The 21,592-nt window shown below is 67.7% G+C and carries 14 protein-coding genes and 1 tRNA gene; 10 read left to right on the forward strand and 5 right to left on the reverse strand.

The features are described 5' to 3' along the window. Positions 1–21: 21 nt before the first annotated feature. Entirely contained in the window at positions 22–1,398 is a 1,377-nt protein-coding gene (gene trmFO, locus WDC82_RS18590; RefSeq protein ID WP_340118884.1) for a methylenetetrahydrofolate--tRNA-(uracil(54)-C(5))-methyltransferase (FADH(2)-oxidizing) TrmFO, read from the reverse strand. Positions 1,399–1,474: 76 nt separating this feature from the next. Then, a complete protein-coding gene (locus WDC82_RS18595; RefSeq protein WP_340118885.1) occupies positions 1,475–2,764 on the reverse strand; it encodes an adenylate/guanylate cyclase domain-containing protein in 1,290 nt (429 codons plus the stop codon). Positions 2,765–2,939: 175 nt separating this feature from the next. Between WDC82_RS18595 and WDC82_RS18600 the strand changes: the two genes are divergently transcribed. Next, on the forward strand, positions 2,940–4,130 hold the full coding sequence (locus tag WDC82_RS18600) for an efflux RND transporter periplasmic adaptor subunit (protein ID WP_340118886.1): 1,191 nt from the start codon (positions 2,940–2,942) through the stop codon (positions 4,128–4,130). A gap of 18 nt (positions 4,131–4,148) precedes the next feature. Beyond that, complete coding sequence (locus WDC82_RS18605) at positions 4,149–7,337, forward strand: multidrug efflux RND transporter permease subunit (RefSeq protein ID WP_340118887.1); 3,189 nt, start codon at positions 4,149–4,151, stop codon at positions 7,335–7,337. A gap of 289 nt (positions 7,338–7,626) precedes the next feature. Here WDC82_RS18605 and WDC82_RS18610 read toward each other — a convergent pair whose 3' ends face one another. Further along, the gene (locus WDC82_RS18610; RefSeq protein ID WP_340118888.1) at positions 7,627–8,184 is read right to left on the reverse strand and encodes a GNAT family N-acetyltransferase; all 558 of its coding nucleotides are present in this window, start codon (positions 8,182–8,184) and stop codon (positions 7,627–7,629) included. Continuing rightward, the gene (gene uvrA, locus WDC82_RS18615) at positions 8,181–11,072 is read right to left on the reverse strand and encodes an excinuclease ABC subunit UvrA (protein WP_370661567.1); all 2,892 of its coding nucleotides are present in this window, start codon (positions 11,070–11,072) and stop codon (positions 8,181–8,183) included. The genes WDC82_RS18610 and uvrA overlap by 4 nt, the downstream gene beginning before the upstream one ends. 276 nt (positions 11,073–11,348) lie before the next feature. Between uvrA and WDC82_RS18620 the strand changes: the two genes are divergently transcribed. From WDC82_RS18620 to WDC82_RS18655, 8 genes are all read left to right on the forward strand, one after another. Then, positions 11,349–11,858 (forward strand): single-stranded DNA-binding protein, encoded by a 510-nt coding sequence (locus tag WDC82_RS18620; protein ID WP_340118890.1) that lies wholly within the window; start codon positions 11,349–11,351, stop codon positions 11,856–11,858. Positions 11,859–11,919: 61 nt separating this feature from the next. Next, positions 11,920–12,513: a hypothetical protein gene (locus tag WDC82_RS18625; protein ID WP_340118891.1), complete on the forward strand. Its 594-nt coding sequence runs from the start codon at positions 11,920–11,922 to the stop codon at positions 12,511–12,513. Positions 12,514–12,668: 155 nt separating this feature from the next. Next, positions 12,669–13,826 (forward strand): TRAP transporter substrate-binding protein DctP, encoded by a 1,158-nt coding sequence (gene dctP / locus WDC82_RS18630; RefSeq protein WP_340118892.1) that lies wholly within the window; start codon positions 12,669–12,671, stop codon positions 13,824–13,826. Then, positions 13,823–16,210 (forward strand): PAS domain-containing sensor histidine kinase, encoded by a 2,388-nt coding sequence (locus WDC82_RS18635; RefSeq protein ID WP_340118893.1) that lies wholly within the window; start codon positions 13,823–13,825, stop codon positions 16,208–16,210. Before dctP ends, WDC82_RS18635 begins: the two co-directional genes overlap by 4 nt. 360 nt (positions 16,211–16,570) lie before the next feature. After that, the gene (gene gyrA, locus WDC82_RS18640) at positions 16,571–19,387 is read left to right on the forward strand and encodes a DNA gyrase subunit A (RefSeq protein WP_340118894.1); all 2,817 of its coding nucleotides are present in this window, start codon (positions 16,571–16,573) and stop codon (positions 19,385–19,387) included. 33 nt (positions 19,388–19,420) lie between these two features. After that, positions 19,421–19,978 carry a pantetheine-phosphate adenylyltransferase gene (gene coaD, locus WDC82_RS18645; RefSeq protein ID WP_340118895.1) on the forward strand — a complete coding sequence of 186 codons (558 nt, stop codon included), beginning with the start codon at positions 19,421–19,423 and terminating at the stop codon, positions 19,976–19,978. A gap of 123 nt (positions 19,979–20,101) precedes the next feature. Beyond that, a tRNA-Lys gene (locus WDC82_RS18650) sits at positions 20,102–20,176 on the forward strand. Positions 20,177–20,522: 346 nt separating this feature from the next. After that, a complete protein-coding gene (locus tag WDC82_RS18655; RefSeq protein ID WP_340118896.1) occupies positions 20,523–20,870 on the forward strand; it encodes a hypothetical protein in 348 nt (115 codons plus the stop codon). A 91-nt stretch (positions 20,871–20,961) separates the two neighbouring features. Here the strand turns inward: WDC82_RS18655 and WDC82_RS18660 are convergent, their stop codons facing one another. Further along, positions 20,962–21,339 (reverse strand): hypothetical protein, encoded by a 378-nt coding sequence (locus WDC82_RS18660; RefSeq protein WP_340118897.1) that lies wholly within the window; start codon positions 21,337–21,339, stop codon positions 20,962–20,964. Positions 21,340–21,592: the final 253 nt, after the last annotated feature.

Genomic DNA, 21,592 nt, shown 5'->3' on the forward strand with positions numbered 1-21,592 from the left:
AAGGACGAGGTCGATCGCCGCTCACTCCGCCGCCGCGGCGGTCTCGCTGTGCCAGGCGTCGAGGTCGGCCAGGGCGCGCGCGGAATACGCCGGCTTGCGGTCCTTTTTCTTCACTTTTCGCTTCCCCGGCGGCGGGGCGAGCGGCGGGAAGAGGCCGAAGTTCACGTTCATCGGCTGGAAGGTCTCGGCCTCGGCGCCGCCGGTGATGTGCGCCAGGAGGGCGCCGTGCGCGGTGGTCGGCGGCGGCGGCGCGAAGTTCTGCCCCAAGCGCTCGGCGGCGGCGAAGCGGCCGGCCAGGAGACCGATGGCGGCGGACTCGATATAGCCTTCGACGCCGGTGATCTGGCCGGCAAAGCGCAGGCGCGGCTGGGCTTTGAGGCGCAGCTGCGCGTCCAGCAGCTTGGGCGAGTTGAGGAAGGTGTTGCGGTGCAGGCCGCCGAGCCGCGCGAACTCGGCGTTCTCCAGGCCGGGGATCATGCGGAAGACGCGCGCCTGCTCGCCGTACTTCAGCTTGGTCTGGAAACCGACGATGTTGTAGAGGGTGCCGAGCGCGTTGTCCTGGCGCAGCTGCACCACCGCGTAGGGCCGCGCGTCCGTATGCGGGTCGTGCAGGCCGACCGGCTTCATCGGCCCGAAGCGCAGGGTCTCGGGACCGCGCTCGGCCATCACCTCGATGGGCAGGCAGCCCTCGAAGTAGGGCGTCGACTTTTCCCAGTCCTTGAAGTCGGTCTTCTCGCCGTCCAGCAGCGCCTGGATGAAGGCGGCGTACTGCGCTTCGGTGAGCGGGCAGTTCACGTAGTCGGCGGTGCCGCCGCCGGGGCCCGGCTTGTCGTAGCGCGACTGGAACCACGCCTTGGAGAAGTCGATGGATTCCTTGTAGACGATGGGCGCGATGGCATCGAAGAAGGAGAGTTCGTCCTCGCCGCTCAAGGCACCGATGGCCTTGCCGAGCGCCGGCGAGGTGAGCGGGCCGGTGGCGACGATTACCGAGTCCCAATCCTCGGGCGGCAGGCCGTCGACCTCGCCGCGTGCCAGGGTCACCAGCGGCTCGTCGGCAAGCTGCCGGGTCACCCGCTGGGAGAAGGCGTCGCGGTCGACCGCCAGCGCGCCGCCGGCGGGCAGCTTGGTGGCGTCGCCCGACGCCATGATGAGGGAGCCGAGGCGGCGCATCTCCTCGTGCAGCAGGCCGACGGCGTTGTTCTCGGCATCGTCGCTGCGGAAGGAGTTGGAGCACACCAGCTCCGCCAGGCCGTCGGTCTGGTGGGCGTCGGTCTTGCGCTCGGGGCGCATCTCGTGCAGCACCACGGGCACGCCGGCGCGGGCGATCTGCCAGGCGGCCTCGCTGCCGGCCAGGCCGCCGCCGATGACGTGGATGGGCTTCGTCGGGGTCTCGTTCATGAGGCGACCATAGCGCCGCCGCCGGGCCGCCGAAAGCCCCCGATTTAGCCTCGCCGGATGCTCAATTGCCGTACGCTCAGTTGCCGGTCGAGGGCGCTTGCGGAAGGGGCGCGTCGGGATCCGCCAGGGTGAAGGTTTCCTGGGGCTCGGCGAAGCCCTTCAAGGCATGAAAGCCCAGGCTGCGGCTGGCGCCCGGCCAGTGGGCGGCGTAGGCGGCGGAGTAGACCAGCGGCACCGGCAGGTCGCGGCTCAGCGTCTCGATGCGGCTGACCAGGTTCACGGCCGGGCCGATCACCGTGAAGTCCAGGCGGTCGGCGGCGCCGATGTTGCCGTACATGACGTCGCCGACGTGCAGCGCGATGCCGCAGCGGCAGTCCACCTTGCCGGCGGCGCGGCGCCCGGCGCGCAGACGCTCGAGGTTCTCCAGTGCCTGGCGCGCCGCCTGCATCGATGCCAGGCAGGCGCGGCAGGCGTCGCCGGCCTGCCGTTCCTCGATCGGGAAGATGGCGAGGATCGCATCGCCGATGAACTTCAGGATCTCGCCGCCGTTGGCTTCGATCGCCCGCGCCATGACCTCGAAATAGTCGTCCAGCAGCTGCACGATCTCCTGCATCGGCAAGGCCGCGGAGAGGCCGGTGAAATCGCGCATGTCGCAGGTCCACAGGACGGCGTTGATGCGCTCCACGTCGCCGCGCTTGATGGTGCCCGCCAGGACGCGCCGGCCGCTGCGCGCGCCGAGGTAGGTCTCCATCAGGGTCTGGCCGGTCCGATAGGCGTTGCGCAGTTCCAGCAGCAGGCCGAACAGCGGCATGGCCGCCTCCACCGTCGCGATGTCGAGGTCGCTGAACCCGCGCGCGCGCCGGGTCGCCAGGGTCAGGGTATTGATTCCGCCGGTGCTGAAGGGCAGGGGGCGGGCGGTGTAGTCGACATAGCCCTCCTTCACCAGGTCCTCGGTGATCGGGAAGTCGATGGGACAGCCGGGCAGGGCGAGGCGGCGGCGCAGGGCCGGCGCGCCGGCCATGATCAGCCGCACCGGGCTCTTGAGGAAAAGGTCAGTCTCCTCGACCCCGTGCGCCCGCGGGATCTCCACCGCGCCGCCGGCGGCGGCCTCCCACAACACCGTGCGGGCGCGCAGTTGCGGGTGGAGCTGCGTCAGGTGCAGGGTGGAGCGCTCCGCCGGCACGCCGAGGGCGTTCAGCTGGCGGAGGAAGCCGTCGAACAGCTGGGCGACGCGCTGCGGCTCCAGCCGCACCGACAGCAGCCAGTCTATCGCCGGTTGGGCCCGCTCACGCCCGTGGGCGCGTACGGAACTTGTCAGGAGTGTGTCCTCGGTGGGCCCGGGACTCGTTGGCAACGGGGCGGTCATCGGCTAAATCTGCGGCCCGCGGCGGGTCCATGCAAGGATTGCAACCCCCCTGGTCCAGGCGACATCTTGCAATTGCTGCGCTGCGGCACAATTAACATAGATTAATCGATCCGGGGATTGCGTCTCCGGCCGTTGGGCACCTGAGTGGGCGGGTGCGAGATGAGGGGATATTTGCATGCATAGCTTTGCCCGGGCTACGGCCCTTGGTGGTGCATTGACCAGGGCAGCGGCAGCCGCGGCTTTATTGGCGGCGCTGGCTGCCTGCGGCGACGAGGCCGGCGGCACCGCCCAGGAGCAGCCCGCTCCGCCGCCGCCCTCGGTGAGCGTGGCCAAGCCGGTGGTGCGCGACGTCGTCGAGGACGACGAGTTCGTCGGCCGCTTCGAGGCGGTGGACGAGGTCGACCTGCGGGCACGGGTCGGCGGCTATCTGCAGAAGGTTCATTTCACCGACGGCGCCATCGTCAAGGAAGGCGATCTGCTGTTCACCATCGACCAGCGGCCGTTCAAGACCGCGGTGGCCGAAGCGGAGGCCAACCTCACGGTCGCCGAATCGCAGGTCGAGTTCACCACCAAGCAGCTGGAGCGCGCGCGGGAACTGGCCAAGCGCGGCAACATTTCGGTGAGTGCCCTCGACGAGCGCGAAAACGAGTTCCTGGCCAGCCGGGCGCAGGTCCTGGGCGCGAAGGCCGCGCTGGAGAGCGCACGGCTCGATCTCGAGTACACGGAGATCAAGGCGCCGGTGGGCGGGCGCATCGACCGCAACTTCATCTCGGTCGGCAACCTCGTCACCGCTGACGATACCCTGCTCACGCGCATCGTGTCGCTCGACCCGATCTACTTCTACTTCGACATCGACGAGCGCTCCTTCCTGGCCTACGCGCGCGATGCGCGAACGAAGGGCGTCGCGCTGCAGGAAGGCGCGGGCTCGCTGAAGGTCAGGGTCCGCACGGCCGACGAGCGGGACGGTTCCTTCGAGGGCGAGCTGGACTTCGCGGAGAACCGCGTCGACCCCGGCACCGGTACGGTGCGCGTGCGCGCCGTGCTGCCGAACCCAGATCTGGTGCTGCAGCCGGGCCTATTCGGCACCATCAACATCCCCGGCTCGCTGCCTTACCGTGGTGTGATGGTTCCCGACGAGGCCATCTCGTCGGACCAGGACCGCCGCATCGTCTACGTGGTGGACGCGGCCGGCAAGATCTCGGCCAGACAGGTTCGTCCCGGTCCGCGGCTGCACGGCTACCGCGTGATCCGCGAGGGCCTGGAAGGCGACGAGACCATCGTCATCAACGGCCTGATGCGCGTGCGCCCGGGGGTGACGGTCACGCCCAATCTCGTGGAACTGCCGCCGACGGCCGATCAGGGCTAGCGGGCAGGGAATCAGACCATGCGTTTTGCCCATTTCTTCGTCGACCGGCCGATTTTCGCGACCGTGTTGTCCCTGGTCCTCGTCATCGTCGGCCTCATCGCCTACGGTGCGCTGCCGATCGCGCAGTATCCGGAGATCGCGCCGCCCAGCATCGTGGTGCGCGCGAACTATCCGGGCGCCAACGCGGAGACCGTCGCCGCGACGGTCGCCACGCCGCTGGAGCAGGAGATCAACGGCGTGGAGCACATGCTCTACATGTCGTCCTACTCCACCAGCGACGGCGCCATGTCGCTGACCATCACCTTCGCGCTGGGCACCGACCTCGACACCGCGCAGGTGCTGGTGCAGAACCGCGTGGCCATCGCCGAGCCGCGCCTGCCCGAGGAGGTGCGCCGTCTCGGCGTCACCACCACGAAGTCCTCGCCGGACCTGATGATGGTGGTCCACATGCTCTCGCCGGACGAGAGCTATGACCAGCTCTACGTCTCGAACTACGCCCGCTCGCGGGTGCGCGACATTCTGCTGCGGCTGGAAGGCGTCGGCGACCTGCTGCTGTTCGGCGAGCGCGAGTTCGCGCTGCGGGTCTGGCTGGACCCCGACAAGCTGGCCGCTTACGGGCTGTCGGCCAGCGACGTCGTGGATGCGCTGCGCGAGCAGAACGTCCAGGTCTCCGGCGGTTCCATCGGCGCGCCGCCGAACCCCGGCGACAACGCCTTCCAGTACGTGGTGAGCACCCAGGGCCGCTTCGAGGATCCGCGTGAGTTCCGCGCGGTGATCGTCAAGGCCGGCGATGACGGCCGTCTCGTGCGCCTGCAGGATGTCGCCAGGGTCGAGCTCGGCGCGCGCGAATACATCACCAACAGCTACCTCAACGGCAAGCCCGCCGTGGCGCTGGCGGTGTTCCAGCGTCCGGGCACCAACGCGCTGCAGACGGCCGACGAGATCATCGCCGCCATGGAGCAGCTGAAGCAGGACTTCCCGCCGGGCATCGACTACCGCATCGTCTACAACCCCACGGAATTCATCGCCGAGTCGATCGATGCGGTCTACGAGACCCTGTTCGAGGCGGTGCTGCTGGTGGTGCTGGTGGTTCTCATCTTCCTGCAGTCCTGGCGCACCGCGGTGGTCCCGATCGTCGCCATCCCGGTTTCGCTGATCGGCACCTTCGCGGTCATGCAGGCCTTCGGCTTCTCCATCAACATGCTGACTCTCTTCGGCATGGTGCTGGCCATCGGCATCGTCGTCGACGACGCCATCGTGGTGGTCGAGAACGTCGAGCGCAACATGCGGCTCGGCTACGGCCCGCGCGAAGCGGCGCACCGCACCATGGACGAAGTCGGCTCCGCGGTGGTCTCCATCGCCCTGGTGCTGACGGCCGTGTTCGTGCCGGTCGCGTTCATTCCCGGCATCTCGGGCCAGTTCTACCTGCAGTTCGCCATCACCATCGCCGTCGCCACGATCATATCGGCGGCCAACTCGCTGACGCTCTCGCCGGCGCTGGCGGCGATCCTGTTCAAGCCGCACGGCGGCAAGCCGTCGCGCTTCCCGCTGGCGGTCGTCGGGCGCTATGCCGCGGACACCTTCAACAACGGCTTCGACCGGATGAGCGAGGCCTACGGCAGAACCATTCGATTCCTGGTCGGCCACCGCACGACCGTGGCGGGCATGCTGCTGCTGTTTGCCGGGCTGCTCGGCGCCACGGTTTACATGCTGCAGACCACGCCGCGCGGCTTCATTCCGCCGATGGACCAGGGCTACGCCATCGTCGTGGTCCAGCTGCCGCAGGGCGCCTCGCTGGCGCGCACGGACGCGGTCACGCGCGAGGCCTCGGACATCATCCAGGCGACGCCGGGCGTGCGCAACGCGGTCGCCTTCGCCGGCTTCTCCGGCGCGACCTTCACCAATGCCACGGACTCGGCGGTGATCTTCGCCGGGCTCGAGCCCTTCAAGGACCGTATCGAGCAGGGCCTGCCGGACAAGGCGATCATCGGCCAGCTGTACGGCCGGCTGCAGGCGATCGAGGAGGCCTTCATCATTGCCGTGCCGCCGCCCTCGGTGCGCGGCGTCGGCAACTCGGGTGGCTTCAAGATCCAGCTGCGCGACCTCAACAGCGCCGAGATGGACCGCGTGCTGCAGGCCGCCTACGCGATCATGGGGCAGGGCAACCAGACGCCCGGCCTGACCGGCGTGTTCACCACCTTCAGCGCGTCCTCGCCGCAGTTCTTCCTGGAGATCGACCGCCGCAAGGCGCAGATGCTGGACGTGCCGATCGCCAACATCTTCGACACCCTGTCGATCAACCTCGGCACCTCCTACGTGAACGACTTCAACGCTTTCGGACGCATCTACCAGGTGCGCGCCCAGGCCGACCAGCAGTTCCGCATGGAGCGCCAGGACATCCAGCGCCTCAAGGTGCGCGCGGCGACCGGCGAGCTGGTGCCGCTCGGCACCCTGGTGGAGATCAGGGACGTTTCCGGCCCCAACCTGGTGCAGCGCTACAACATGTATGTCTCGGTGCCGGTGCAGGGCAATGCGGCGCCGGGCGTTTCCACCGGCGATGCGCTGGACACCATGGAGCGGCTGGCCGAGGAGGTGCTGCCGCCCGGCACCGACTACGAATGGACCGAACTGGCCTATCAGGAGCGCAACACCGGCAATACGGCGATCTTCATCTTCGGGCTGTCCGTGCTCTTCGTGTTCCTCGCCCTGGCGGCGCAGTACGAGAGCTGGAGCCTGCCGCTGGCGATCATCCTCATCGTGCCGATGAGCGTGCTCTCTGCGATGGTCGGCATCACCCTGCGCGGTTTCGACAACAACATCCTGACGCAGGTCGGCCTCATCGTGCTGGTCGGCCTGGCGGCCAAGAACGCGATCCTGATCGTCGAGTTTGCCAAGCAGGCCGAGGATAACGGCGACGACCTGGTGGACGCCGTGGTGAAGGCCTGCCGCCTGCGCCTGCGGCCGATCCTGATGACCGCCTTCGCCTTCATCCTGGGCGTGGTGCCGATGGCGGTCGCCACCGGCCCGGGCGCCGAGATGCGCCAGGCGCTGGGCGTCACGGTGTTCTCCGGCATGCTGGGCGTGACCCTGTTCGGCCTCTTCCTGACCCCGGTGTTCTACGTGACGATCCGCGGCGTCACCCGCCGCCTGCGCCCGGCGCGCCGCGGACCGGATCCGGAGGTGCAGCCCTCGGGCGGCGCGGATTAGGGGCGATTGAGGGCGTCGCCAATCAGCGGCGCCACGGTCGTCGTCCTTCGAGACGGCCGCTCGCGCGGCCTCCTCAGGATGAGGACCTTATTGAGACTCAAGCCTCGTCCTTCGAGACGGCCGCTCGCGCGGCCTCCTCAGGATGAGGACCTTATTGAGACTCAAGCCTCGTCCTTCGAGACGGCCGCTCGCGCGGCCTCCTCAGGATGAGGACCTTATTGAGACTCAAGCCTCGTCCTTCGAGACGGCCGCTCGCGCGGCCTCCTTAGGATGAGGACCTTATTGAGACTCAAGCCTCGTCCTGAGGAGGGCCGATAGGCCCGTCTCGAAGGACGAGGCGTCCATCCGATCCGCCCGCGAAGGCCTTCAGCGCGTCGCCGTCGAAGCGGTAGTAGACCTTCTCCGGCAGGCGCTTGGCGCCGATGCGGTCGTAGAGGGCAAGGGCGCGGGGGTTGTAGTCCTCCGCGGTCCAGTCCAGGCGGCTGCAGCGGCGCTCCAGCGCGATCTTCGCCAGCGCCCGCAGCAGGGTCTCGCCGCTGCCGCCGCCGCGCGCGCCCTCGGTGACGAAGAGGTCCTTCAGGAACAGCTGGCCGGTCAGGTCGGGGGCGGGGTGCACCACCGCGAAGCTGGCAAAGCCGATGGCCCTGCCGTCCTGCTCCGCCAGCAGGATCTCCACGTTGGCATGCGGCGCCAGCACGTCGTCGCGGACGTGCGCGGTCATCGCCTCCAGCGCCGGGGCCTTGTCCCCGAAGTAGTGGCGCGCGTTCTCGTGGAAGAGGGCGCCGAGCGCGTCGGCGTCCGCCGCCGTCGCCAGGCGGCAGGTCATGAGTGCGGTGGCGGCGCTCATGCCCGCTTCTTCTTGCTCTTGGCAGGCGTGCGGAGATAGGGGATGAGGTACTGGCCGGTGTGGCTTTCGGCGACGCGCGAGACCTCTTCCGGCGTACCGGCGGCGACCAGCCGGCCGCCGCGGTTGCCGCCGTCGGGACCGAGGTCGAGGATCCAGTCGGCGGTCTTGATGACCTCCAGGTTATGCTCGATGACCAGCACCGTGTTGCCCTGGTCGACCAGCGCCTGCAGCACTTCCAGCAGCTTCTTCACGTCCTCGAAGTGCAAGCCGGTGGTCGGCTCGTCGAGGATGTAGAGCGTCTTGCCGGTGGCGCGGCGCGACAGTTCCTTGGACAGCTTCACGCGCTGCGCCTCGCCGCCGGACAGCGTGGTCGCCGGCTGGCCGATGTGAATGTAGCCGAGACCGACCTTCTGCAGGGTCTCCAGCTTCACGCGGATCGACGGCACCGCCTTGAAGAAGGTGACGCCCTCGTCGACCGTCATGTCCAGGATGTCGGCGATCGACTTGTCCTTGAAGGTGATCTCCAGGGTCTCGCGGTTGTAGCGTTTGCCCTTGCAGACGTCGCACTGGACGTAGACGTCGGGCAGGAAGTGCATCTCGATCTTGATGACGCCGTCGCCCTGGCAGGCCTCGCAGCGCCCGCCCTTCACGTTGAAGGAGAAGCGCCCGGGCTTGTAGCCGCGCGCGTTGGATTCCGGCAGCCCCGCGAACCAGTCGCGGATCGGCGTGAAGGCGCCGATGTAGGTCGCCGGGTTGGAGCGCGGCGTGCGGCCGATCGGCGACTGGTCGATGTCGATGATCTTGTCGAGGTACTCGATGCCCTCGATGGTCTTGTGGGCGCCGGGGTTGGCGCGTGCCTTGTGCAGGCGGCGGGCCAGCGCCTTGTAGAGCGTCTCGATGATGAGGGTCGACTTGCCGCTGCCCGAGACGCCGGTGACGCAGGTGAAGGTGCCGAGCGGAATCGCGGCATCGACGTTCTGCAGGTTGTTCTCCGTGGCGCCGAGGATCCTGACCTGCTGGCCCGGATGGCCCTCGCGGCGGATGCGCGGCACTTCGATCTGGCGCAGGCCCGTCAGGTACTGGCCGGTCAGGCTCTCCGGGTGGCGCATGACCTCCTCGGGCGTGCCCTCGGCGATCACCCGGCCGCCGTTCACGCCGGCCTTGGGGCCCATGTCTACCAGGTAGTCGGCGCTGCGGATGGCGTCCTCGTCGTGTTCCACCACGATGACCGAGTTGCCGAGGTCGCGCAGGCGGCGGAGCGTCTCCAGCAGGCGCTCGTTGTCGCGCTGGTGCAGCCCGATGGAAGGCTCGTCCAGCACGTAGAGCACACCCGTCAGGCCCGAGCCGATCTGCGAGGCGAGGCGGATGCGCTGGCTCTCGCCGCCGGAGAGGCTGGCCGAGCCGCGGCTGAGGGTGAGATAGTCGAGGCCGACGTCGACCAGGAAGCGCAGGCGCTCGTTGATCTCCTTCAGGATGCGCGCGGCGATCTCCTGGTCCTTGGGCTTCAGCTTGCCGTTCAGGTCGGCGAACCACGCCGCCGCCTGGGCGACGGAGAACTCCGCCACTTCGCTGATGTGCAGCTTGTCCAGCTTCACCGCCAGGGCTTCCGGCTTCAGGCGGTGGCCGTTGCAGACCGTGCAGGCCTTGTTGCTCTGGTACTTGCCGAGGTCGTCGCGCACCCAGTCGCTGTCGGTCTCGCGCCAGCGCCGCTCCATGTTGGGGATGACGCCCTCGAAGGGCTTGGCGGTCTTGTAGCTCCTTAGCCCGTCCTCGTAGGTCATGGTGATGGCGGTCTTGCCGGAGCCGTAGAGGATGGTCTCGCGCACCTGCGGTTTGAGATCCTCCCAGGCCGTGCGGGTCGAGACCTTGAAGTGCTTGGCGATGCTGTCCAGGGTCTGCTGGTAATAGGGCGAGGGCGTCGCCGAGCGCGACCACGGCGCCACGGCGCCGCCGCTGAGCGACAGGCCGGGGTCGGGCACCACCAGCTCGGGATCGAAATAGAGCGTGATGCCGAGGCCGTCGCAGGACGGGCAGGCGCCGAAGGGGTTGTTGAAGGAGAACAGGCGCGGCTCGATCTCCTCGATGGTGAAGCCGGAGACCGGGCAGGCGAACTTGGCCGAGAAGGTGGTGATCTCCCCCCCTGCCTTGGCTTCCTGCGTGAAGGCCAGGCCGTCGGCCAGCTGCAGCGCGGTCTCGAAGCTGTCGGCCAGGCGCGATTCAATGCCCGGGCGCACGATGAGGCGGTCGACCACCACCTCGATGTCGTGCTTCTTCTTCTTGTCGAGCGCCGGGGCCTCGTCGATCTCGGTGAGCGTGCCGTCGATCTTCACCCGCTGGAAGCCGCGCTTCTGCAGGTCGGCCAGCTCTTTCCGGTACTCGCCCTTGCGCCCGCGCACGATGGGGGCCAGCAGGTAGAGGCGGGTGCCTTCGGGCATCTCCATGACGCGGTCGACCATCTGGCTGACGGTCTGGCTCTCGATCGGCAGGCCGGTCGCCGGGGAATAGGGCACGCCGACCCGCGCGAACAACAGGCGCATGTAGTCGTAGATCTCGGTCACCGTGCCGACGGTGGAGCGCGGGTTCTTCGAGGTCGTCTTCTGCTCGATGGAGATCGCCGGCGAGAGGCCCTCAATGGAGTCCACGTCGGGCTTCTGCATCAGCTCCAGGAACTGGCGCGCGTAGGCCGAGAGGGATTCGACGTAGCGGCGCTGGCCTTCGGCGTAGATGGTGTCGAAGGCGAGCGACGACTTGCCGGAGCCGGACAGGCCGGTGATGACGACGAGCTGATTGCGCGGCAGGGTGACGTCGATGTTCTTCAGATTGTGCTCGCGCGCGCCGCGGATCGCGATCACCGGCCCCTCCAGGGAGGGGGCCCGGCCATTAGGCATGTCTTTGGGCATCAGATAGGCACAGCCTCTCGGGGGCTTGGAAATCGTGGGACTACCGTTGATCGGGGTTTCGGTGGCGGCCAGCCGCCGATACCGTCAATATGGCGAATGGCGGAGGGAAAATCGAGCCCCCCGGCGCCGTTCAACCCTTTGTGGATAAGCCATTGCTGACAGGCCGTGTCAGGGGCCTCCAGGGGGGCTGACAGAGCCCGGCCGGGCGGGTAGAGTCCGCGCCCTCGTAAGGTTCGAATCGCGCAGAAAACGGAGAAAGACGGCATGGCAGGGAGTGTGAACAAAGTCATCCTGGTTGGGAACCTGGGCCGCGACCCGGAGATCCGCAGCACCCAGGACGGCATGAAGATCGCCAACCTGTCGCTGGCCACCTCGGAGACCTGGCGCGACCGCAACTCCGGCGAGCGGCGCGAGCGCACCGAGTGGCACCGTGTCGTCATCTTCAACGAGAAGCTCTGCGAGGTGGCCGAGAAGTACCTGCGCAAGGGCTCCAAGATCTACATCGAAGGCGCCCTGCAGACCCGCAAGTGGACCGACCAGAGCGGCGTGGAGAAGTACACCACCGAGGTGGTGCTGCAACGCTTCCGCGGCGAACTCACCATGCTGGACGGCCGCCAGGACGGCGGTGGTGGCGGCGGTTATTCCGACGATGGCCCCGGCGGCGGCTTCGGCGGCGGTTCCGGTGGTTCCGGGGGCGGCTCCGGCGGCCAGGGCGGCGGCTTCGGCGGCGGCGGCTCGGGCGGCGGCGACCTGGACGACGAAATTCCTTTCTAGATGGCCGTAGGCGCTCCCCGGCGATCCTGCGGTTTGACCGCCATCGCGCGCGGAGCCTGGAATGCTCTTCAAGCAAGCCGTACTGGAGCGCATTGCCCGGGGTGAGATCACTCTGGCGTTCCGGCGCTGGGCACGGCCGACCGTGAAAGCCGGCGGCAGCCTGCGCACGGCTGCCGGGGTTCTGGCGATCGACCGGATCGAGGCCGTCACGGCGGACAAGATCAGCACCGCCGATGCCCGCAACGCCGGCTATGCGAGCGTCGCGGCCTTGAGTGCCGAGCTGGAGCGCGGTCGGCCGGGAACGCTCTACCGCATCGCCTTCCACCTGGCCGGGCCGGACCCGCGGGAAGCCCTGCGCAAGCGCAAGACGGTGAGCCGCGCGGACGCGGCGGCGCTCAGCAAGCACCTCGCGCGCTTGGATGCGGCCAGCCGTGACGGGCCCTGGACCCTGGCGACCCTGCGACTGATCGCGGGCCGCGACGGGATTACCGCCGCAGATATTGCTGCTTCCCTGGGCATGCAGAAGGCGGCCGTGAAGACCAGGGTGCGCAAGCTGAAGGAATTCGGCCTCACCGAGAGCCTGCCGTCAGGCTATCGTTTGGCACTGCGCGGGCGCGCCTTTCTCGCCGTTTGCGGTAATGGTAAATATTCCTAAATTACCAGGACCCTGCGCCCCGGCCGCTAGCGGAATCGGGCGGCCGTCTTAAGCATTTTCCCATCGTTTGTGCGCATATTGGACGGCTAGGCGAATGACCGGCCGCGGTGTCGCGCGTAGCGCGCGTGCCGTCCGGTCGCGAGGGAGTCTATGCGATGACCAACCAGTCCAAAGCGCACGGCGACCGCCGTGCTTTCCTGACCGGGGCGGCGGCCGGGCTGGCCGTCGGCGCCGGTGCCGGATTTGCCGCGGCTCGCGGCCTGTCCGGCGGGGCCGGCCTTGCCGCCCCCGCCGTGGTTTCCGGGCGCGCGGTGGGCACCACCTGGAAGATCCAGACGTCGTGGCCCGGCGGCGTCGGCCTGGAAACCTTCAAGGCCTGGTGCCGCAGCATCGTCGAGCGCACCTCCGGCGAGCTGGCTTTCGAGCCCTACGGCGCCAACGAGAAGGTCGGCGAGTTCCAGCTGTTCGACGCCCTGCGGCGCGGCGAGCTGGATGCCATGAACTCCTTCACTCAGTACTGGTCCGGCCATGTGCCGGCGGCGGTCTTCCTGGCGGCCTATCCGCTCGGCCTGCGCCAGCCGCACGAGTGGGAGGTGTTCTACTACAGCCTCGGCGGCATCGAGCTGGCCCGCGAGATCTTCGCCCGCCAGGGTATGTATTACCTCGGTCCGGTGCGCCATGGCGCCAACATCATCCACTCGAAGAAGCCGATCCGCTCGATCGAGGACTTCCAGGGCCTGCGCATCCGCATGCCGGGCGGCATGGTCGCCGAACTGTTCCAGGCCGCCGGCGCCAAGACGACGATGCTGCCGGGTTCGGAAATCCTGGATGCCCTGGCCAACGACATGATCGACGCCGCCGACTACGTGGGCCCGGCGGTGAACCTCGCGCTCGGTTTCCAGAACGTCGCCAAGTACGTCTCCATGGGCCCGCCGGGCTTCATGTCGATCTATCAGCCGGTGGACCTGATGGACATCACCGTGGCAATGCCGGCCTGGCAGGCCCTGCCGCCGAAGATGCAGGCGTTCCTGGAGGACGAGGTGCGCATCTACTCGGTGCATCACCATGCCAGCATCGAGGCTGCCGACCAGCGCGCCTGGGCCGAGTTCGACAGCGCCGGCGTCGAGGTGTCGCGCCTGGGTGACGACGACGTTCTGGCCTTCACCAAGCTGGCGGTGCCGCGTTGGTTCTCCTGGGCCAACCGCGACCCGGATGCCGGCCGGGTGTTCCGCATCCACCTCGACTACCTGATGTCCGGCAGCCTCGGCTACGTGACGCCGGAGATGATCCAGGGCTTCCGGCTGAACGCATGACCGAGGGACGGGCCAGCGCGCGCGGGTCCGGCGAGAGCCGCCGGCGGCCGGGCAGTCTGCGACGACTGCGGCGGCGCCTGCGCTATCTCGACAAGGACCTGCGCCTGCTTGCCACCATCGTGCTGATCGTCGTCGGCGCCCTGGCCGCCTGCCTGATGACGATCCGCGAGGTCGAGCGCTATCTGATCAAGTCCACCGCGACCGGTGCTGCCGTGCACTGGGCCGAGTTCCTGCAGTCGCGGCTGCGCGGCCTCGACGAGATCCTCGCCGCCGGCCTGGTGAGCGAAGACGACCAGCGCATCTTCGAATTCGCCGGCGCGGCCGGCGGCGTGCGCGACTACCAGGTGATCCGCCGCGACGGCATGGTGGCGCTCTCCAACTGGTCGGGCAACTTCCGCAATGCGCTCAACCCGGAGACCCTGCGCCGGGTTGTCGAAGGCGGTGAAACCGTCTCCACGGTGATCTACGAGGAGCTTGCCGGCACCCATTTGGTGATCGGCGAGGCCCATGTGCCGCTGGCGGCCGGCGACGGCAACCGCGGCGCCCTGAAGGTCGACGTCGACATGACCGGCGAGGCCGAGCGCTTTCGCCGGCTCGGCAACGCCGCCTTCATCGCCCTGGTCGCCCTGCTGCTGCCTCCCGGCGGGCTCGCCGCCTGGCTGATCGGGCGCAACATCCTGGCGCAGCGCCGCGCCGAGCAGCTGCAGCGCCAGCGCGGCCTGGTGCTGGAGGCTCTGGCCAAGGGCATCGTGCTCCAGCGCGTGCTGCTGCGCATGGCCCGCTTCGCCGAACGGCACCGCCTGGCCGACCGCTGCATGATCGTCACCCTCGACCCAGCGGGCGAGCGTGTGGCGGCCGTCATCGCGCCGCGCCGCCGCGAGACGGGCGCGGTGTTCGCCGGACGGCGCGTCGAGGACCTGCCGGAATTCTTCAGCCGCTGTCTGCACGGCCGCGGCGCGCACGTCAGTGCCGTGAGGGGCGAGGAGGCGCTCTGGGCGGTTCCGCTGCAGGCGACCAGCGGACGCCCGCTCGGCTGGTTCGTCCTCGGCTTTGCCGGCGGCCTGCCGGCGCAGCTTCCCGATGCCGAGGGCCCTGAGATGAGGCTGGCCTACCTGGCCGCCTTCGCGATCGAGACGCGGCGGGCGGAGAACGCCTTGATGGAGTTGCGCCAGCGCAGCGAGCTCATCCTGGGCGCCGCCGCCGACGGCATCGTCGGCCTCGACGCCGACGGCCGCGTCACCTTCGCCAACCCCGCCGCGGCGCGCCTGCTGGGCCGCGGCCTGGAGGAGATGATCGGCGGCGACGTCGAGGACTTCCTGCGTCCGTTGCAGGAGGGCGGCGGCGAAGAGCTGCCGATCGCCGCGACGCTCACCGACGGCCGGGCGCGCCAGGTCGAGAAGACGGTGATCCGCGGCGCCGACGGCGCGCCGCTGCCGGTGCGCCTTGCGGTGACTCCGGTCGAGCGGCGGCTGTCGAGCCTGCGCGCCGTCGTCGTGTTCGACGACATCACCTCGCAGATCGCCGCCCAGCGCAGCCTGCGCCGCGCCGCCGAGGAAGCCGAGGCGGCCAACCGCTCCAAGTCCAACTTCCTGGCCCACATGAGCCACGAGCTGCGCACGCCGCTGAATGCCATCATCGGCTTCTCGGAGGTCATGGCGGAGGAGACGCTGGGCACGCTGAACCACCCGCAGTATCACGAGTACGCGCGCCACATCCACGTCTCGGGCCAGCACCTGTTGAGCCTCATCAACGACCTGCTCGACCTCTCGAAGATCGAGGCCGGCAAGCTGGAGCTGTGGGAGGAGGAGGTCGACTGCGGCTCGCTCGTCCAGCGGTGCCGCGTGTTCATCGAGGACGCCGCGCAGAACAAGGGCCTCGCCCTGACATTGCGGGTCGCCGAGGGCCTGCCCAGCCTGCGCTGCGACGCCCGCAAGCTGAAGCAGGTCCTGGTGAACCTGCTGTCCAACGCGGTGAAGTTCACGCCCGCCGGCGGCCGCGTGCTGCTGGAGGCGGAAAGCGACGGGGCGGCGGGCATCGTCGTGCGCGTGTCGGATACCGGCATCGGCATCGCGCCGGAGAACATCGTGAAGGTCATGTCGCCCTTTGGCCAGGTGCACGAGGCACTGAACCGCGACACCCAGGGCACCGGCCTGGGCTTGCCGCTCTCGCGCGCCCTGGTCGAGCTGCACGGCGGCCGGCTGACGCTGGAGAGCGAACTCGGCAAGGGCACCACGGCGCGCGTCGAACTGCCCGGCCGCGCGGTCGCCTCGACGCTGCCAGGAAGCCCACCGGCGGTCACGCCCCAGAGCTTGCCCGAGACCACGCAAGCGCCCTCCGGCAAAGCCCGCGGCGAAGGCCGCAAGCGGCTCGGCGGGGCCGCTTAACGCACGCGATCCGCGGCCCTGAAGCGGCCGTTTTCCGGCGCCCGGCACGGTTTTGCAGGAAGCCCCGGGAACCTTGTTTTAACCACCTGATAATAAAAGACAATTTCGCCCGGCTTCGGCGTTGCGGGAGTTGTGGCGAAGGCGCGGGATTGCTATAGTCGAGGCGACGAATCGCGGGACATTCCCGCGGTTTTTCCGGCTCTCCCGGCGGCCTGCCGGGATGCTGCCGGAACGGCCGGGAAACCCCGGCCGGTGCGGTCGCTTTCTGGGTGAAATTTCCGGCCTTCCAGATAGGCAAATCCGGGGGCAAAAAACCGTTGTCCGGGCGTGGGGTCCGGGCGTCTTCTCAAGGCAGTTCTCTTGTCCGATCCTTCGCAGCCGACTTCCGATTTCGACATTACGCCGGTCACTATCGAGGAGGAGATGAAACGCTCCTACCTCGATTACGCCATGAGCGTGATCGTGGCCAGGGCGCTGCCCGACGTGCGCGACGGCCTGAAGCCCGTCCACCGGCGCATCCTCTATGCGATGAAGGAGGCCGGCTACGACTGGAACCGGCCGTATCGCAAATCCGCCCGCGTGGTCGGTGACGTCATGGGTCAGTATCACCCGCACGGCGACGCGGCGATCTACGACACCATGGTGCGCCTGGCGCAGGACTTCTCGATGCGCCTGCCGCTGATCGACGGCCAGGGCAACTTCGGTTCGATGGACGGCGACCCGGCGGCGGCCATGCGCTACACCGAGGCGCGCCTGACCCGTGCGGCCAGCGAGGCGCTGCTGCAGGACATCGACGAAGACACGGTCAATTTCCAGGACAACTACGACGAGACGACGAAGGAGCCGGTGGTCCTGCCGGCGCGCTTCCCGAACCTTCTGGTCAATGGCGCCGGCGGCATCGCCGTGGGCATGGCGACCAACATCCCGCCGCATAACCTGGGCGAGGTGATCGACGCCTGCATCGCCTACATCGACAACCCTGAGATCTCCATCGACCGCCTGATGGAGCACGTGCCGGGGCCGGACTTCCCGACCGGCGGCCTGATCCTGGGCCGCACCGGCATCCGCGACGCCTACCACACCGGGCGCGGCTCGCTGCGCGTGCGCGCGGCCACTTCCATCGAGGAGATCCGCAAGGACCGCAAGGCCATCGTCGTCACCGAGGTGCCCTATCAGGTGAACAAGGCGCGCATGCTGGAGCGCATCGCCGAACTGGTGCGCGCCAAGACCATCGAGGGCATCTCCGACCTGCGCGATGAGAGCGACCGCCAGGGCCTGCGCGTGGTCATCGAACTGCGCCGCGAAGCCGAGCCGGATGTGGTGCTGAACCAGCTGTTCCGCTTCTCGCCGCTGCAGGGCTCCTTCGGCTGCAACATGCTGGCGCTTTCCTCCGGCCAGCCGGTGCTGATGGACCTCAAGGTCATCATCTCCGCCTTCATCGACTTCCGTGAGGAGGTCGTCACCCGCCGGACCGCTTTCCGCCTGGGCAAGGCGCGCGACCGTGCTCACCTGTTGGTCGGCCTCGCCATCGCGGTGGCCAACATCGACCCGGTGATCGAGCTGATCCGCGCCGCTCCCGATCCGGCCGCCGCCCGCGAGGGCCTGATGGGGCGGCGCTGGCCGGCCGAGACCGTGGCGCCGCTGATCGCCCTCATCGACGAACCGGGGCGCGAAGTCGGGCCGGACGGCACCTACCAGCTGTCGGAACTGCAGGCGCGTGCCATCCTGGAGCTGCGCCTGCAGCGCCTGACCGGCCTGGAGCGCGACAAGATCGCCCAGGAACTGGAAGAGATCGCCGCCGAGATCAAGGGCTACCTGGAGATCCTGGCCTCGCGCGACCGTCTCATGGACGTGATGCGCGGCGAACTGCTGGAGATGAAGGAGCGCTTCGCGACCCCGCGGCGCACCCAGATCATCGACGCCGGCTTCGAGCACGAAGACGAGGACCTCATCCAGCGCGAGGACATGGTGGTCACCGTCACCCACGGCGGCTACATCAAGCGCGTGCCGCTGTCGACCTATCGCGCCCAGCGCCGCGGTGGCAAGGGCCGTGCCGGCATGGCGACGCGCGACGAGGACTTCGTCAGCAAGGTCTTCGTCTGCAACACCCACACGCCGGTGCTGTTCTTCTCCTCGCTCGGCATGGTCTACAAGCTGAAGGTCTATCGCCTGCCGATCGGCTCGCCGCAGTCGCGCGGCAAGGCCCTGGTGAACCTGCTGCCGCTGCAGGACGGCGAGTGGATCACCACCTTCATGCCGATGCCCGAGGACGAGACGACCTGGGACAGCATGTTCGTCGTCTTCGCCACCTCCGCCGGCTACGTCCGCCGCAACAAGCTGTCCGACTTCGTGCGCGTGGCGGCCAACGGCAAGATCGCGATGAAGCTGGAGGAGGACGACGGCGAACTGGTCGCCGTGCGCCCCTGCACGGAAGCCGACGACATCCTGCTGGCGACGGCCGGCGGCAAGTGCATTCGCTTCAGCGTCTCCGACGTGCGCGTCTTTGCCGGGCGCACCTCGATCGGCGTGCGCGGCATCAGGCTGGCCAAGGCCGATAAGGTGATCTCGATGTCGATCCTGCGCTCCGGCGAGGCCGAGAGCACCGAGGAGCGCGATGCTTACCTGCGCTATGCCATCGCCAGGCGGCGCGGCGAGAACGGCGATGGTGAGGGCGGCGCCAGGGAGAATGGCGGCGACGGCGGGTCCGAGGAGAACGGTGAGCTTTCGCAGCAGCGCCTCGACGAGCTGGCCGAGGGCGAGCAGTTCATCCTCTCGGTCGCCGACGACGGCTACGGCAAGCGCACCTCGTCCTACGAGTACCGCGTGACCGGCCGCGGCGGCCAGGGCATCGGCAACCTCGACCTGTCGCGCGGCGGCGGGCGCGAGGCCGGCGTGGTGGCCGCCTTCCCGGTGGCCGCGGGCGACCAGATCATGCTGGTCACCGACGGCGGCAAGCTGATCCGCAGTCCGGTCGAGGACATCCGCATCGCCGGGCGCACCACGCGCGGCGTGATGCTGTTTCGGATCGACGAGAGCGAGCGTATCGTCTCGGTGGCGCACCTGCCGGAAGAAGAGGGTGCCGAAGAGGGCCCGGATGAGGGTGATAACAGCATCCCGGGCGACACCGCACCCGACGGCGGTGCGGACGCCGATGAGGGCGCCGGCGACGACGCATAAGGTAGAGGCGCAGGAAAGAAGAGGGCCCTGATCATGAGCCGTCCCCTGGTGGGGGTCTATCCCGGTACCTTCGATCCCATCACCAACGGCCACCGCGACATCATCGGGCGGGCCTGCAAGGTGGCGGACCGCCTGGTCATCGCCGTGGCGCGCAATGCCGGCAAGGGCCCCCTGTTCTCGATCGACGAGCGCGTCGAGATGGTGCGCGACGACGTCGCGGAGATGAACACCCACGGCGCCGAGGTGCAGGTGCGCGCCTTCGACAACCTGCTGATCGACTTCTGCAACGAGGTGGGGGCCAGCCTGCTGGTGCGCGGCCTGCGCGCGGTTTCCGATTTCGAATACGAGTTCCAGATGGCGGCGATGAACGCGCGTCTCGATTCACGGATCGAGACGGTGTTCCTCATGGCCTCGGAGCGCCAGCAGTTCATCTCCTCGCGCTTCGTGAAGGAGATCGGCCGGCTGGGCGGCGACATCTCGAGCTTCGTCAGCGCGCGCGTGGCGGAGCGGCTGCGCGACCGCTTCGACGTCGAGCAGAAGACCGGCGACGGCTCCTCGCGCCGCCGCCAGACCTTCAAGGACGAAGCCTAGGGCGCATCGCGCCGGGGCGAGGCGAGGCGAGGCGAGGCGGGCCCGCATTTGGTTGACCGGGCGGGAAGCGCCCACTAAGGTGCGCCCGCCGCGCCCGGAAGGGCGCCGTTTCCCTCGTTTTGGGGGCCCGTAGCTCAGAGGTAGAGCAGCTGACTTTTAATCAGCGGGTCGGAGGTTCGAATCCTCCCGGGCTCACCAGCACTTAGCCGAAAGTTAAGCAGCCAGAAAAACGCCAGGGGTAGCGCTAAGGGTAACAGGGGAAGTCGGAGACATTTGTTTGGGGACAGGTGAACAGATTGCCAGATGGTGTATCTGGGTATGCTTCCTAGTGCTCTTCTGCGCAGTGGTGGCCCCACTCTTGTTCGGAGGTCAGCCGGCCTTAGAGAATCGCGTTCGATGGGTGGGATTGGGCCTTCAAATTGCCGGTTTGTTGACGGTGGTTGTTGGCCTTACGGAATCCCGAAGGCTATTCGGTAAACCTTCTTTAAAAGAGCTTGTGCGCAATTTTTTCAGACCGAAGAAACCGAAGGGGACCATCATAGAGATGGAGACGACAATCCTCGGCACATCCTTCGGTGAAGCTCGAGCCACGTCGAAAACCAGCGACATAAACAAGCGGCTGGATCACATCGAAGAAGATATTGACGCACTGTGGAATCGATTTTCGATGGTGAAAGACGATATTAAGAAGCTACGCACCGATGCAGAGGAGGGGTTGCAGAACGCAACTGCAAAGCTCCAAGAGGCCGAGCAACGGCATCACGAGAAATTAGAGGAAGCCGTGATTGGCGGTATACACCTGGAACTGTACGGTCTCGGCTTCCTGCTGCTCGGCATCACTTTCGCGACGATCCCGACCGAGGTAGCGCTTCTGCTTCAAGCAATGGTTTGACCTCTGCTGCGTTCTTTCAGTGCACCAGCCGCGCATCCGTGTCCATCCGCGGCGGTCGGAAGCACTCGGCAATGGCTGGCGACAGCTTTGATCATTTTTGAATCGTAGCACCGCCGCCGCTAACCGAACTCTTGATCGAAGCTGTTCCGGTTGCTGAGAGAATTAGTGTCCCGCGCTTTAGGCTTTCCTCCATGTCTTCGGACAAGACCACACCATCCGGTATCGTCGCCTTAAGAACATCCACTGCGAACACCTTCACCTGAAGAGGCGTCTCTGGGTTCGAAAGCACGTTGACTGCTAGCTCAAAGTTCTTGACGCGCAGTTCGGCGCTTCCCAAAGCACCAGTTACGAACAAGCCGATGATCGCCACGGCGATTGCCGTTGCATATGCATTTCCAAATTCCAGAAACCCGGCCCACGCCTTGGCAAGCCAGTTCGGTGCGCGCTCGTATGCCTTTTCATCTTCCATCACGGTCACCCCCCAATTGTTTCGTCTAGCTCAGCCTTGAATACGAAATTGCGCGCCAACAAAGGGCAGACGGGCCAAGCATAGCCGGGCGATCGGAGTCGCTGCTAAGGCATCCCTTGGATGCAGCTTTGCGCCACCATGCGGCTCCGCGGTCCAAGGAGGGACAGCATCGCGCGGCCCAAGGAGGGGCGGTTCATCAACCGCTATGAGGGAAGGGCTGAGAGGTGTTCGTTACCCCTGCCAACTAAGCGAT

This window comes from Pelagibius sp. 7325, from assembly GCF_037652055.1.
GTDB lineage: Bacteria > Pseudomonadota > Alphaproteobacteria > Kiloniellales > Kiloniellaceae > Pelagibius.

Excerpts from the sequence above, each read along its gene's own strand:
- WDC82_RS18620 (WP_340118890.1), top strand. The coding sequence starts at position 11,349 with ATGGCAGGGAGTGTGAACAAAGTCATCCTGGTTGGGAACCTGGGCCGC.
- WDC82_RS18660 (WP_340118897.1), bottom strand. The coding sequence starts at position 21,339 with ATGGAAGATGAAAAGGCATACGAGCGCGCACCGAACTGGCTTGCCAAG.
- WDC82_RS18605 (WP_340118887.1), top strand. The coding sequence starts at position 4,149 with ATGCGTTTTGCCCATTTCTTCGTCGACCGGCCGATTTTCGCGACCGTG.
- WDC82_RS18595 (WP_340118885.1), bottom strand. The coding sequence starts at position 2,764 with ATGACCGCCCCGTTGCCAACGAGTCCCGGGCCCACCGAGGACACACTC.
- WDC82_RS18655 (WP_340118896.1), top strand. The coding sequence starts at position 20,523 with ATGGAGACGACAATCCTCGGCACATCCTTCGGTGAAGCTCGAGCCACG.
- trmFO (WP_340118884.1), bottom strand. The coding sequence starts at position 1,398 with ATGAACGAGACCCCGACGAAGCCCATCCACGTCATCGGCGGCGGCCTG.
- coaD (WP_340118895.1), top strand. The coding sequence starts at position 19,421 with ATGAGCCGTCCCCTGGTGGGGGTCTATCCCGGTACCTTCGATCCCATC.
- WDC82_RS18635 (WP_340118893.1), top strand. The coding sequence starts at position 13,823 with ATGACCGAGGGACGGGCCAGCGCGCGCGGGTCCGGCGAGAGCCGCCGG.
- WDC82_RS18600 (WP_340118886.1), top strand. The coding sequence starts at position 2,940 with ATGCATAGCTTTGCCCGGGCTACGGCCCTTGGTGGTGCATTGACCAGG.
- WDC82_RS18625 (WP_340118891.1), top strand. The coding sequence starts at position 11,920 with ATGCTCTTCAAGCAAGCCGTACTGGAGCGCATTGCCCGGGGTGAGATC.
- WDC82_RS18610 (WP_340118888.1), bottom strand. The coding sequence starts at position 8,184 with ATGAGCGCCGCCACCGCACTCATGACCTGCCGCCTGGCGACGGCGGCG.
- uvrA (WP_370661567.1), bottom strand. The coding sequence starts at position 11,072 with ATGCCTAATGGCCGGGCCCCCTCCCTGGAGGGGCCGGTGATCGCGATC.
- dctP (WP_340118892.1), top strand. The coding sequence starts at position 12,669 with ATGACCAACCAGTCCAAAGCGCACGGCGACCGCCGTGCTTTCCTGACC.